This is a genomic window from Paenibacillus sp. D51F, from assembly GCF_053345695.1.
In genome coordinates this window covers 173,752-186,401 of record NZ_JBKFAO010000007.1, presented here as the reverse complement: position 1 = coordinate 186,401, position 12,650 = coordinate 173,752, and the positions used below count along the sequence as shown (strand labels likewise).

General features: G+C 59.6%; 11 protein-coding genes and 1 riboswitch. Of the genes, 8 read left to right on the top strand and 3 right to left on the bottom strand.

The window, feature by feature from the left end; all coding sequences use genetic code 11:
- Positions 1–75 precede the first annotated feature (75 nt).
- From ACLBWT_RS14625 to ACLBWT_RS14610, 4 genes are read left to right on the top strand one after another with little or no spacing between them, the layout of a single operon-like run.
- Entirely contained in the window at positions 76–1,179 is a 1,104-nt protein-coding gene (locus ACLBWT_RS14625) for a sulfate ABC transporter substrate-binding protein (RefSeq protein ID WP_447663890.1), read from the top strand.
- A gap of 32 nt (positions 1,180–1,211) precedes the next feature.
- A complete protein-coding gene (gene cysT, locus ACLBWT_RS14620) occupies positions 1,212–2,045 on the top strand; it encodes a sulfate ABC transporter permease subunit CysT (RefSeq protein WP_447663889.1) in 834 nt (277 codons plus the stop codon).
- A 12-nt stretch (positions 2,046–2,057) separates the two neighbouring features.
- Positions 2,058–2,942: a sulfate ABC transporter permease subunit CysW gene (gene cysW, locus ACLBWT_RS14615; protein ID WP_447663888.1), complete on the top strand. Its 885-nt coding sequence runs from the start codon at positions 2,058–2,060 to the stop codon at positions 2,940–2,942.
- Between the two features lie 3 nt (positions 2,943–2,945).
- Positions 2,946–3,134: a YezD family protein gene (locus ACLBWT_RS14610; protein WP_447663887.1), complete on the top strand. Its 189-nt coding sequence runs from the start codon at positions 2,946–2,948 to the stop codon at positions 3,132–3,134.
- Between the two features lie 200 nt (positions 3,135–3,334).
- Here the strand turns inward: ACLBWT_RS14610 and ACLBWT_RS14605 are convergent, their stop codons facing one another.
- Complete coding sequence (locus ACLBWT_RS14605; protein WP_021878061.1) at positions 3,335–3,487, bottom strand: hypothetical protein; 153 nt, start codon at positions 3,485–3,487, stop codon at positions 3,335–3,337.
- 255 nt (positions 3,488–3,742) lie between these two features.
- Between ACLBWT_RS14605 and uvrC the strand changes: the two genes are divergently transcribed.
- Positions 3,743–5,692, top strand: coding sequence for an excinuclease ABC subunit UvrC (gene uvrC, locus ACLBWT_RS14600; RefSeq protein ID WP_447663886.1), 1,950 nt, complete (start codon positions 3,743–3,745; stop codon positions 5,690–5,692).
- 661 nt (positions 5,693–6,353) lie between these two features.
- Here the strand turns inward: uvrC and ACLBWT_RS14595 are convergent.
- Entirely contained in the window at positions 6,354–7,994 is a 1,641-nt protein-coding gene (locus ACLBWT_RS14595) for a CPBP family intramembrane glutamic endopeptidase (RefSeq protein WP_447663885.1), read from the bottom strand.
- A gap of 237 nt (positions 7,995–8,231) precedes the next feature.
- A riboswitch (cyclic di-AMP (ydaO/yuaA leader) is annotated at positions 8,232–8,398 on the top strand.
- 119 nt (positions 8,399–8,517) lie between these two features.
- Between ACLBWT_RS14595 and ACLBWT_RS14590 the strand changes: the two genes are divergently transcribed.
- A complete protein-coding gene (locus tag ACLBWT_RS14590; RefSeq protein WP_447663884.1) occupies positions 8,518–9,870 on the top strand; it encodes a TrkH family potassium uptake protein in 1,353 nt (450 codons plus the stop codon).
- Positions 9,871–9,891: 21 nt separating this feature from the next.
- Positions 9,892–10,569 (top strand): potassium channel family protein, encoded by a 678-nt coding sequence (locus tag ACLBWT_RS14585; protein WP_447663883.1) that lies wholly within the window; start codon positions 9,892–9,894, stop codon positions 10,567–10,569.
- 91 nt (positions 10,570–10,660) lie between these two features.
- Here ACLBWT_RS14585 and ACLBWT_RS14580 read toward each other — a convergent pair whose 3' ends face one another.
- The gene (locus ACLBWT_RS14580; RefSeq protein WP_447663882.1) at positions 10,661–11,635 is read right to left on the bottom strand and encodes a LysR family transcriptional regulator; all 975 of its coding nucleotides are present in this window, start codon (positions 11,633–11,635) and stop codon (positions 10,661–10,663) included.
- A gap of 339 nt (positions 11,636–11,974) precedes the next feature.
- Between ACLBWT_RS14580 and ACLBWT_RS14575 the strand changes: the two genes are divergently transcribed.
- A complete protein-coding gene (locus tag ACLBWT_RS14575; protein ID WP_076353793.1) occupies positions 11,975–12,640 on the top strand; it encodes a succinate dehydrogenase cytochrome b558 subunit in 666 nt (221 codons plus the stop codon).
- Positions 12,641–12,650 lie beyond the last annotated feature (10 nt).

Here is a 12,650-nt window from a genome sequence, read left to right as displayed (position 1 = left end):
CAACTAGGAATTATCTCACTTGTTACCGGACCTCCGGAACAGGCGGACTTATCTTCCATGAAGGGGTGCTCGTCCATGACAAAGAAAAAGCTTCGCACGCTGCCTGTCCTTTTGCTCTCGGCTTCTCTCGCCTTCACCCTGACCGCCTGCGGCTCCGGCAACAACAGCAATAATGGAAATGCAGCGGCCGGCAATACCGGCGGTGCGGCCAACGCCGCAGGCGCCAAGACAGAGCCCAAAGGATCTGTCGAGCTGCTCAACGTATCCTACGATCCTACCCGCGAGCTCTATGGGGCGTATAATGCGGCGTTCGCGAAATATTGGAAAGACAAGACCGGCCAGGAAGTAACCGTGAAGCAGTCGCATGGCGGCTCCGGCAAGCAGTCGCTCTCCGTCATCGGAGGCCTCAAGGCTGACGTCGTCACGCTGGCGCTCGGCTACGACATCGATGCGATCGCCTCGAAAGGGCTGCTGAACAAGGATTGGAGCACGAAGTACGAGGACAACAGCGCTCCGTATACGTCCACGATCGTATTTCTGGTCCGCAAGGGCAATCCGAAGGGCATCAAGGACTGGAACGATCTCGTGAAGCCTGGCGTGCAGGTCATTACGCCGAATCCGAAAACATCCGGCGGCGCCCGCTGGAACTATCTTGCGGCATGGGGCTACGCCTCCAAGCAGGACGGCGGCGACGAAGCCAAGACGAAGGATTTCATGAAGCAGCTGTTCAAGAACGTTCCGGTGCTCGATTCCGGCGCGCGCGGCGCGACGACGACGTTCACGGAGCGCGGCATCGGCGACGTCCTGCTCGCGTGGGAGAACGAGGCTTTCCTTTCCCAGAAGGAGCTTGGGGACAAGTTCGAGATCGTCTATCCTTCGATCAGCGTGCTGGCGGAGCCTCCGGTAGCCGTCGTCGACAAGGTCGTGGATAAGAAGGGCACCCGCGAGGTCGCCGAGGAATATCTGAAGTATCTGTACAGCGACGAAGGCCAGAAGATCGCCGCCGACAATTTCTACCGTCCGATCAACAAGACGATCGCGGAGCAGTACAAAGACAAATTCAAGGAGCTTGAACTGCTCCAGATCGACAAGGACTTCGGCGGCTGGGCCGAAGCGCAGAAGAAGCATTTCGCCGACGGCGGAACGTTTGACGAAATCTACACGCCGGGATCCAAGTAAAAGGTTCTGGACGATACAGGAGCTGACTTCACATGAAAGGTTCCCGCACTCGGAGCATTTTACCCGGATTCGGATTGTCGATGGGCATCACCGTGTTTTACCTTTGCATCATCGTGCTTATTCCGCTGTCTTGCGTCCTGCTCAAGACGGCGGAGCTCAGCTGGGGAGAATTCTGGTCGACGGTGACCGCTCCCCGTGTCATGGCTTCCTACCGCATCAGCCTTCTGACTTCGCTGGCGGCAGCGGTAATCAACGTCGTGTTCGGCTTCATTGTCGCATGGGTGCTGGTACGCTATTCGTTTCCGGGCCGCAAGTTCCTGGACAGCCTCGTCGACCTGCCGTTCGCGCTTCCGACCGCAGTCGCCGGCATCGCCCTGACGGCCATCTACGCGCCTAACGGCTGGGTCGGAAAATGGCTGGAGCCGCTTGGCATCAAGGTGGCCTTCACGCCGCTCGGCATCACGATCGCCTTGATCTTCATCGGCTTGCCTTTCATCGTCCGGACCGTTCAGCCCGTATTGGAGGATCTGGACGCAGAGGTCGAAGAAGCGGCCGTCATGCTGGGAGCCGGAAGATGGCGCACGATCCTGCGCATCGTGCTGCCGGAGCTGACGCCGGCGCTCCTGACCGGCTTCGCGCTTGCGTTTGCCAGGGGCATCGGGGAATACGGCTCCGTCGTCTTCATCTCCGGCAACATGCCGATGCGCACGGAGATCGCTCCGCTGCTGATCATGACGAAGCTGGAGTCGTTCGAGCTGGAGCAGGCAACGGCGATCGCGCTCGTGCTGCTCGTCATCTCGTTCGCTATGCTGCTCGTCATCAATTACATCCAGTGGCGGGCCGGCAGGCGCGCGCTGTCGCGATAGGAGGAATGCCCTGTGGCCGGTACCGTAACTTCCCGATTGTCCGCCAAGGCCGTTGTCCGGGCGAAGCCCGTAAGCGAGCCGCGTGCCGTCAAATGGCTGCTCATCGGCATCGCCTTCGTATTTCTCGCGCTGATCGTCCTGCTGCCTCTTCTCACCGTCTTCATCGAAGGAATGAAGCGGGGCTGGGATGTGTATATCAGCGCCTTGACAGACCCCGACGCCGTGGTTGCTCTCAAGCTGACGCTGCTCGTAGCCGTCATCGCGGTGCCTTTGAACGCCGTCTTCGGCGTGGCGGCCGCATGGCTCGTAACCAAGTTCAGCTTCCGCGGCAAAAACCTGCTCGTGACACTGATCGACTTGCCGTTCTCGGTGTCGCCCGTCATCGCGGGCTTCATCTTCCTGCTGCTCTTCGGCGCCCAGGGTTATCTCGGCCCATGGCTGGATGAGCATAATCTGCAAATCGTATTTGCGACTCCAGGCATCGTACTCGCGACTATGTTCGTGACATTTCCTTTTGTAGCCAGAGAGCTGATTCCCCTCATGCAGGCGCAGGGCACGCAGGAGGAGGAAGCGGCCGCCACGCTTGGGGCGAAGGGATTCCGCATCTTCTGGAACGTTACGCTTCCCAACATCAAATGGGGCCTTCTGTACGGCATCGTGCTCTGCAACGCGAGGGCTATGGGAGAGTTCGGCGCCGTATCGGTCGTATCCGGACATATCCGCGGGGAAACGAACACCCTGCCTCTGCATGTGGAAATACTGTACAACGAGTATCAGTTCTCGGCATCCTTTGCCGTGGCTTCGCTGCTGATGATGCTTGCGCTGGTTACGCTTGGCGCGAAAAGTCTCGTGGAATGGAAAACCGCGCAGCGGGATAAAGAAACCGTGGAGGGATGACGGATGGCGAAACCTGTGGAATTGGATGAATCCTGGCTGGAGCGCATCGCCGACCAGGTCAACGGGCTGGAGTACGGCGCGGTGGTCATTACGGTGCATGACGGACGCATCGTGCAGATCGACCGTACGGAGCGCAAGCGGTTCGATGCCGCCGCCCTTCGGCAGCCGGGTGCCGCCGCGGCTCAGGGATGAATCCGAAGCAAGATGAATAGAGAACGGAATAAAAGGACGAGACAGGGCTTCCCCTATCTCGTCCTTTTGGTTCTGTCAGCCGGCTTTGCGGTCAGAGTCTTGCGCTTGAAGCCAGATTCTCGAATTAGGCCGATAAAAAAATGAATACCCTCCTGGCCGGAGCCGGAGGGTTGGATTGGATGTGTGGGTGGAACGGGAGCCTAGGAAATGATGTATTTGACAACCACCATGATAATATAGGCAACGGTCATAAAGCCAAGCATGCCGCCGAATCCGACCATAAGATCCATCAGGTCGTCACGCGGTTCCTCATTCAGATGCTCGCGCGGATCTCTTACATTGACGCTCTCCATTGTTCGCCCTCCTCGCTTCAAGACTCAGGTATCGCTGTCCCGGCCCGGAGGCCGTTATGTATCGGACAAGACGTTATCGCATCAGCTTGTAATAGTATACCCAACCTGGCGGAGTTATGTAAAGGTGAAATTTGCCTTATGGAACCGCTGCTGAAAGCGGTATCCGGCCGCGGCTGACGGCTGCCTGCTCCCTGTGCTACAATAGAGAATACGGCAAAAGGCCAGCGGGGCCGAGCCGCGAAAGGTGGATTGTCCATGGATCCCATCAAGGGGAAGCTAGCGCTCCTTCCCGACCAGCCGGGCTGTTATCTGATGAAGAACGGCGAAGGCACCATCATCTATGTCGGCAAGGCCAAAGTGCTGAAAAATCGTGTCCGTTCCTATTTCAACGGAACCCATAACGGCAAGACGCAGCGTCTCGTCTCGGAAATCCGGGATTTCGAATATATCGTGACGGCAAGCAACATGGAAGCGCTCATTCTGGAGTGCAACCTGATCAAGCAGTATCACCCCCGCTACAACGTGCTTCTGAAGGATGACAAGTCCTTTCCTTATATCAAGATTACGAATGAGAAGCATCCGAAGCTGGAAGTTACCCGGCGGATCGTGAAGGACAAGGGCAAATATTTCGGCCCGTATCCGAACGCCTATGCGGCGCAGCAGACCAAAAAACTGCTGGACCGCTTGTACCCGCTTCGCAAATGCAACACGCTGCCCGACAAAGTATGCCTGTATTACCATCTCGGCCAGTGCCTCGCTCCTTGCGAATTCCCGGTGGAGCAGGCGACGTACGATTCCATGGTGCAGGAGATCGCCCGCTTCCTGAACGGCGGTCAGGACGAGGTCAAGGCGGAGCTGCAGCGCAAAATGCTGGAGGCCGCGGAATCGATGGAGTTCGAACGCGCCAAGGAATACCGCGATCAGATCACGGCGATCGATGCCGTCATGGAGAAGCAGAAGATCACGCTCGCCGACGCGCTCGACCGCGACGTGTTCGGCTATGCCACCGACAAGGGGTGGATGTGCGTGCAGATCCTGTATATGCGCAGCGGCAAGCTGATCGAGCGCCATACGACGTCCTTCCCCTATTACGGCGAGGCTTATGACGACTTCATGACGTTCGTTACCCAGTACTACAGCGACAACCCGGCTCTGCCGAAGGAAATCCTCCTGCCGGTGCCGCCGGGCGAGCTCCATGCCGGGGCGACTGTGGAAGACGGTGCTGCCGGGGGAGCGGCTGGCCGTGGGCAGCAGAGCGCCGCAGGAGCAGCGGAGACAACGGTGCCGGCTGCACAACCCGCAGGAGCAGCAGAAGCGGCAGCGGACGACGGCGGCGAGCCCGCGGCCGGATCCCATGCGGAGGAGATCCGCTCCTCGCTCCAGAGCTGGCTCAAGGTCAAGGTCCATATTCCGCAGCGCGGGCGCAAGCGCGAGGTCGTCGGCATGGCGGAAGGCAACGCCAAGGTGACGCTCGACGAGAAATTCAAGCTGATCGATCGCGATGAGGAGCGCAGCGTCAAAGCTGCTTCGGGCTTGGCCGCATCCATCGGCTTGACGACGATCCGGCGCATCGAGGCGTTCGACAACTCCAATATCCAGGGAACCAACCCGGTATCGGCCATGGTCGTCTTCATCGACGGCAAGCCCGACAAGAAGGAGTATCGCAAGTACAAGGTCCGGACCGTCCAAGGGCCGGATGATTACGAGACGATGCGCGAGGTCATTCGCCGGCGGTACGAGAGGGTGCTCAAGGAAGGGCTGGAGCTTCCCGATCTTATCGTGGTGGACGGCGGCAAAGGGCAGATCAGCGCGGCGGTCGACATCCTCGAGAACGAGCTCGGCCTTCAGGTGCCGGTATGCGGGATCGTGAAGGATGCCAAGCATAAGACGGCGCAGCTTATGGTCGGCGATCCGCCGGAGCCGGTCGTGCTGCCCCGCGACAGCCAGGAATTCTATCTGCTGCAGCGCATCCAGGACGAGGTCCACCGCTTCGCGATCACGTTCCACCGCGAGCAGCGGGGCAAGTCCATGGTTCAATCGACGCTGGACTCCATTCCCGGCATCGGGGAGAAGCGCCGCAAGCAGCTGCTGAAGCATTTCGGCTCCCTCAAGAAGATCCGCGAAGCATCCGCCGAGGAATTCAAGCCGCTCGGCATCGGCGCTGCCCTGGCGGAGCGGATCGTGGCGGCGCTGAAGGAAGAGTAGCGTCCCGGCGACAAGCGGGATTGGCGAGAAAAATGGGGAAAAGCCTGCATGGCTGTCTGCACCGCTTTCGGTGCCGGCTGGCCGGGCAGGTTTTTCTTTACCATGCGGGATCGTGAAGCGGGCCTGGATCCAAGCCAAAACTGCTGCCCTTTTCGGCTTGGCGCAGGGGGTAGCAAGGCTCGAAACGAGCCTTGCAGGGTGTCCTTGCGGCTACGCGCAGGGGTGCAAGGCTCGAAACGAGCCTTGCAGGTCACCTCGCGGCTTCGCGGAAGGGTGCAAGGCTCGAAACGAGCCTTACAGGGTGCCCTTGCGGCTTGGCGCAGGGGGTGCAAGGCTCGAAACGAGCCTTACAGGTCACCTCGCGGCTTGCCGCAGGGGGTGCAAGGCTCGAAACGAGCCTTGCAGGGTGCCCTTGCGGCTTCGCGTAGGGATGCAAGGCTCGAAACGAGCCTTACAGGGTGCCCTTGCGGCTTCGCGTAGGGATGCAAGGCTCGAAACGAGCCTTACAGGGTGCCCCTCGCGGCTTCGCGGAGAGGATGCGCAAGGCTCGAATCGAGCCTTGCAGGTGGCCTCGCGGCTACGCGTAGGAGAAGGGGCTGCCCCAAAGCCATCGGCTTTAGGGACAGCCCCTTTGAGTTCCAGCGTGATAGGGAGCGCAATCTCAGCCCGGCGCCAGCGGAATGCTGCTGCTCCGCCGCGAGCCGTACCATTTCATCGCCCAGGCGACGCCGGCAGGCGCGACGATGTAGACGACGCCCGCAAGGATATTGCCGCCTCCTCCGATGAGGAAGAGCGAGATCGACATCAGCACGGAGTCCATGATGGCATGGGCGAATACCGCCGTGAAAAATCCGAACCGAAGGAAGATGTATCCGAACAGAAGGCCGAGAATCGTCAGCTCGATCAGCCTCGTCGTAGACGGGTAGATCGGATAGGTCACATGTCCGAGCGCCCAGATGATCGTAGGGATGAGGCAGGCGACGAACGGGTTTTTCAGCCACTTCATCAGCAGGCCGATGCCGAACAGGCGATAGACGGCTTCCTCCTGGATGGCTGCGCACCACGCCAGCAGCGGCATCAGCAGCGGAGCGGCGAGGTTGTAGGGCGACTGGGTTACGTCGCTTGTCGACCAAGCTCCGGTAAATGCCGACAGGCCGATCAAGATAACGGTCTGCAGGCCGAGAAGGATGAAGCCGAGCACATAGGCAAGCTTCATGCTGCTCCAAGCGGTCTCTCCGAAGCGGGACTCGCGGGAGGTCAGCCACAGCCGCCTGCCCTGCGCGCGCCATAGCCCATCCCCGGCGACGAGGGAGAAGTAGGCGGACAGAGCGAGCAGGAAGGTGAGGCCCATCGTGATGACGAGCTGGACCAGGACGACGGTCTCGGCGTTGGGCCGCGCTCCATACATGGCCCGGAGGCCGTCGAGCATGTTCAGGTTGTTGATGGCATAGAAGCCGAGAAACACGAGGCTGATCGCCCAGCCGCGGCGGAAGGAGCTGTACTTCCTCATGACGATCGAATAGATGACGGCGAGAACGAACAGGATTCCGCTCGGCAGCAGATTGCCCAGCAGCGACAGGCTGGAGGCGATCCGATCCTGATCCGCCGTGTAGGCGAGGTAATCCTTGGGCACTTCATAGCGCGGCATGAACTCCGCCAGGACGGTCTTGCCGCCAGGCTCAGCTGCGGCGGCGGAAGGAGGAGCCGCCTCTATGGTGAGGCGGGCTTGGCCGATCCCTCCTCCTTGCACGGCATACACCGTCTTGTAGCCCGCCGATTCACCGATCCTCTCCAGCTTGCCGTAGCCGAGCTCGGCGGCTTGCTTGGCGGCAAGCCGGTCAAGCTGTTCCGCGCTGGGGGCAAGGACGTCCGCGGATTCTCCGGCAGAGGGCGTGAACACCTGCTTCCAGCCGATCACCCGGCCGCTGGACATGCCGACCTCGACGAACATCTGCCCTTCGGGCAGGGAGAGAGACACCTGCCATGTATCGGCCGGAACGATCTTGCCGGGTCCTTCCTCGAATTTTTTGGACAGCTTTTCTTTGCTCAGATAACCGGTTATGTCCCGGTCGGATTGGTGGACCGTATGAGCGGCGAGAGGCTCGGAGCCGGTCAGCTGCCGGGCGAAAGCCATCGCTGCCTGCTGCGCCTCGCCCTTGGGAACAGGCTTGTCGGAAGCTTCCTCTCCCGACAGCCCTCCCGCGAAGGAAGGGATGATCTGCAAAATCAGGAAGATGGCGGCTCCAATGATTCCCGTCCAGAAATACTTACGATAGCTTTTCTCCAACTCGGAGCTGTTCATGATTGTCCTCCTGACGATGCCTGACTGCAGGGCAAGCTTTTATAACCTTACCACAGCGGCTTTCAAATTATCCACGCCGCGGCAGGGAGAGATCGAGATTTCGCGCAAAAGAAAGAGCAAGGGCAGGATTACGCCTTGCTGGACTTGTCCCAGCACTATTTTCCGTCCCATATCGCTCCGCAAGCTTGGATTGGGACATTGGTAACCTGTCCTCTATCCTATATAATCAAATCCGACCATATAGAACAGCCGAATTTCCAAAGAATACGGGGGAACCATATAGCTGCCTGGCGCAGCTTGGGGTGAATTCCGTTCCGGCGCAGGCGGCTGCCTGCCGGGAGCGGATAGGGCAGCCGTCATGCCCGAATCCGACAGCTAACCTCGGAGGCTGCTTGACCGGACTCGCAGGGCGCACAGGCACTTGGGTTTCCAGTGCTTTTTTTTGTGCTTCCGAAGCGACAGGCTTACGATGCCAGGACTTCGCGATCGGCAGGGATATGGAGACAAAAGGAGAGTCGCCGGCATGCAATCATGGTCTTCAGTATTCAAGCAAGCTTTCAAATTGTCGCCGCCGCGCATTCTCGTCGCCGGATTCGCCGTCATGATCGGCATCGGCTCGCTGCTGCTGATGCAGCCGTTCGCAACGGCCGGCGGAGAGGGCACGAGGTGGATCGACGCCCTGTTCACCGCTACTTCGGCGGCTTGCGTCACAGGCCTCGTCGTCGTGGATACCGGCACCCACTATTCGATTGCAGGCCAGATCATCATTCTTCTGCTTATTCAGATCGGAGGGCTCGGCTTCATGACGATGGCGACGCTGTTCGCCCTCGTGCTGCGCAAGCGCATCTCGCTCAAGGACCGGCTGCTGCTGCAGGAAGCGATGAACCAGAGCTCCATAGAGGGAATCGTCCGGCTTATCCGCAAAGTTCTGCTGTATTCCCTCGTCATCGAAGCGGCGGGAGCGCTGCTGTACGCGGTCCGCTTCGCATCGGACATGCCGATCGGCCGCGCCGTTTACTTCGGCATCTTCCACGGCGTATCCATGTTCAACAACTCCGGCTTCGACATCTTCGGCGATTATCGGAGCCTCACCGGCTATGTGTCGGATCCGCTCGTCAATATCGTGACGATGGTGCTGATCGTTACAGGAGGCCTCGGCTTCATCGTGTTGTCCGATCTGATGGAATGGAGGAACAACCGCAGGTTCTCCCTCCATTCCAAAGTGGTCTTGCTGGCCACGGGCAGCCTGATCGTCATCGGAGCGGTCGTCATCTTCATCTTCGAATATTCCAACGCCAAAACGATGGAGCCGCTCGGCTTCGGAGGCAAGGTGCTCGCAGCCTTCTTCCAATCCGTCACGACGCGCACGGCGGGAGCCAACTCGCTCGATATCGGCGCGATGCGCCAGGCGAGCTTGTTCTTCATGATCATCCTCATGTTCATCGGGGCATCGCCGGGCTCGACGGGCGGCGGCATCAAGACGACGACGTTCATGACGCTCGTCGCCGCGATGGGCGCTATGATCCGCGGCAGGGAGGACATCGTCCTCTTCCGCTACCGGCTGGGCAAGGAGCGCATCATGAAGGCTTTGACGATCACGATGCTGTCGCTTGCGCTCGTGCTCGTCGTGACGATGGTGCTCTGCACCGTCGAGGACCGCGATTTCCTGCGGATCCTGTTCGAGACGGTATCGGCATTCGGCACCGTCGGGCTCAGCACGGGAATCACGACCAGCCTGAAGGATGTCAGCAAGCTGCTGCTCAGCCTGACGATGTTCGCCGGCCGGCTCGGTCCGCTGACGATGGCATACGCGCTGAGACCGAAGCAAGGCAAGGAATTATATAAAAATCCAGAAGGCAAGATTATCATCGGATAGGAAAGGAAATAAAGAGACACAATGGGAAAGAGTTCAAAAGGAGAGCAATACTGCGTCATCGGGCTGGGCCGATTCGGCTCCAGCCTGGGCAAGGAGCTCATGCAGCTCGGCTATGAGGTGCTCGGCATCGACCGCAGCGAGGAGCTGGTGGACGATATGAGCGCCGTGCTCACCCATACGCTATGCGCCGACGCGACGGACGAGGATGCGCTGCGCGCGATCGGCATCCGCAACTTCGACTGCTGCATCGTGGCCATCGGGGGAGACATCCAGTCGAGCATTATGGCGGCGATACTGGTCAAGGATTCCGGAGTCGGCAAGGTCGTCGTGAAGGCGGTATCGGAGCTGCACGGCCGGGTGCTGGACAAGCTTGGCGTCGACAGGGTCATCTATCCGGAGCGGGATATGGGAATCAGGGTCGCCCATCAGCTCGTATCGCCCAATCTGCTCGACTATATCGAGCTGTCGTCCGAATACGCCGTCGCGGAGCTGGCTGTTCCGGGCTGCCTCAACGGCAAGGCGCTGTCCGAGATCGACACACGCAAGCGCTACGGCTGCAGCATCGTAGCGATCAACAAGCCCAAGGGCATCATCATCGCTCCCCAGGCGAATTCCATTCTGGAAGAAAAGGATGTCATGGTCGTCATCGGAACGAACGAGGGCATCGAGCAGTTTGAAAACGCGGTGAGCCGCAGCTGACGACCGCCGTGGAGGGAAATAAGCGGCCTGCCGGGCAGGAGCGGTCCGCTCCAGGCCAGGCATACGCATAGAAAGAAAGGCAGGAGGCGCGTCAGTCGACGCGGACTCCTGCCTGTTTGGTTTCAGCGGCCCTCTGCTGCATGGCCTTCAAACTTGCCACCGGCGAAGCCGAGCGGCGGAAGTAGTTCGCGGCCGCTTCGCGGATCCAGTCTCTGACCGCAGGCTCCAGCCGGGCCGGGTCGCCATGGATGAGCGAGGTGGTCCGCTTGGCCTGCTCCAGCTCCAGCACCGGGACGACCATAAGGTCGTTGTCCGCCAGCATCTGCTGCCGGATATAGGAGCGCGGCAGCAGCGTCGCCGCTCCGCAAGTATGGAGCAGCCGCAGGATGGCTTCGAACGAATCGATTTCCATTTTGACATCGGGATGCAGCCTGTGGGTGTCGAACAGCTCGTCGGTCAGGTTGCGGTACCAGGTTCCTTTGGAGAAGAGGATCATCGGCAGCCCGCTGAGCGTCCGGATCGCCAGCTTGCCGTTCTCGGTCAGCAGATGGCAGCGGGGAAGCACCAGCTCCAGATGGTCGTCGAACAGCGGGACGCAGTGCAGCTGCGGGTCGTCGATGACGGATGCCACCAGGCCGAGATCGATTTTTTTGTCCCGGACGAGCGATACGATCTCGTGGGTCTTGCCGGTGACGGCCTTGATGTCGATCTCGGGATGGCTGGCGGTCAGCGCCTGGATGAGATCCGGCAGCGTCGTCTGCAGCGTCGTCAGGCTGGCCCCGATCGTCAGGCTGGAGCGATGAGTTTGCTTGAACTCGCTCAAGGTGCTCATGTATTTGCGATGCAGCTGACGGGCCTGGAGCGCGTAGTCGTAGGTCAGCTCGCCGATGCGCGTCAGCTCCAGCCTGCGTCCGACGCGGCGGAACAGCTGCGCGCCGAGCTCCTGCTCGAGCTTGGCGATCTTCCGCGACAGCGCCGGCTGGGACAGGTTGAGCAGCGCCGAGGCTTTGTTCATGCTGGACTGCTCGACCACGGCGGCGAATACGTTGAGATCTTCGTTGAGCATTTCCTGCAGCCTCCCGATCCTTTAGAAGAGAATGAATGAGCAAGGCAGCAAATCTTATCTTGCGCATGCCGGCAGCTTCCCTGAGGAGAGCTGCAGCTTCATGGCTTGAGCTCTTATGCATATAGGTTATAACATTGTATAAGGAATAAACAATATCTTTATAAGGAAAAAAAGAGTACGATGGAAACTGTGGCTAAACTGTGACCGGAAAAAGCAGGGGAAAGCTGTCGGGTTTTGTTGACGCTCCCATGCACGGGCTGTAAAATGGATAAGGTTTGCAACAAAATTCGACCGATGATGACTAGAAATCAAACGGCTGGAAAGGAGAACGCTTTATTTATGAATGGTAACTCGTACTTAACGCGCAAGATTCACTCGCTGCTCGGGGTGATTCCGCTCGGCCTGTTCCTCGTTGAGCATGCCATCACCAACTACTCGGCGTTTGAAGACGGGCCTGAGGGCTTTAACGACAGCGTCGGGTTCCTGAACGGACTGCCCCTTGTTCTCTTCCTGGAGATCTTCGGCATCTTCCTGCCGCTCCTCTTCCATGGAGTATACGGCTTGTATGTCGCCTACCAATCGAACTGGAACAACTCCCGCTTCAAGTACGGACGCAACTGGGCGTTCACGGCGCAGCGCGTCACCGGCGTGATCACGTTCATCTTCGTCATCTGGCATGTGTTCGAGACCCGCTTCCAGGTCGCCCTGGGCAACCTGACGCATGAGGAGCTCGGCGCCCGGATGCACGAGATCTTCACGAATCCGGTCTACATCGTGCTGTATGCGATCGGTGTCCTTTCCGCTGTCTTCCACTTCGCGAACGGCATGTGGTCGTTCCTCGTCAGCTGGGGCATCACGGTCGGCCCGCGCGCGCAGCGCGTCTCCGCCTATATCTGGATGGGCGTGTTCGTGATTGTATCGGCTCTGTTCCTGCTTTCCATCGTGGCCTTCACGGGCAGCGACTTCGCCGAATCGGCATCCGCCGTACGTACCTGGATCGGTTAATACGACAGAC

Coding starts and splice junctions, on each gene's coding strand:
- ACLBWT_RS14625 (WP_447663890.1), top strand. CDS start 76: ATGACAAAGAAAAAGCTTCGCACGCTGCCTGTCCTTTTGCTCTCGGCT.
- cysT (WP_447663889.1), top strand. CDS start 1,212: ATGAAAGGTTCCCGCACTCGGAGCATTTTACCCGGATTCGGATTGTCG.
- ACLBWT_RS14610 (WP_447663887.1), top strand. CDS start 2,946: ATGGCGAAACCTGTGGAATTGGATGAATCCTGGCTGGAGCGCATCGCC.
- ACLBWT_RS14605 (WP_021878061.1), bottom strand. CDS start 3,487: ATGGAGAGCGTCAATGTAAGAGATCCGCGCGAGCATCTGAATGAGGAA.
- uvrC (WP_447663886.1), top strand. CDS start 3,743: ATGGATCCCATCAAGGGGAAGCTAGCGCTCCTTCCCGACCAGCCGGGC.
- ACLBWT_RS14595 (WP_447663885.1), bottom strand. CDS start 7,994: ATGAACAGCTCCGAGTTGGAGAAAAGCTATCGTAAGTATTTCTGGACG.
- ACLBWT_RS14590 (WP_447663884.1), top strand. CDS start 8,518: ATGCAATCATGGTCTTCAGTATTCAAGCAAGCTTTCAAATTGTCGCCG.
- ACLBWT_RS14585 (WP_447663883.1), top strand. CDS start 9,892: ATGGGAAAGAGTTCAAAAGGAGAGCAATACTGCGTCATCGGGCTGGGC.
- ACLBWT_RS14580 (WP_447663882.1), bottom strand. CDS start 11,635: ATGCTCAACGAAGATCTCAACGTATTCGCCGCCGTGGTCGAGCAGTCC.
- ACLBWT_RS14575 (WP_076353793.1), top strand. CDS start 11,975: ATGAATGGTAACTCGTACTTAACGCGCAAGATTCACTCGCTGCTCGGG.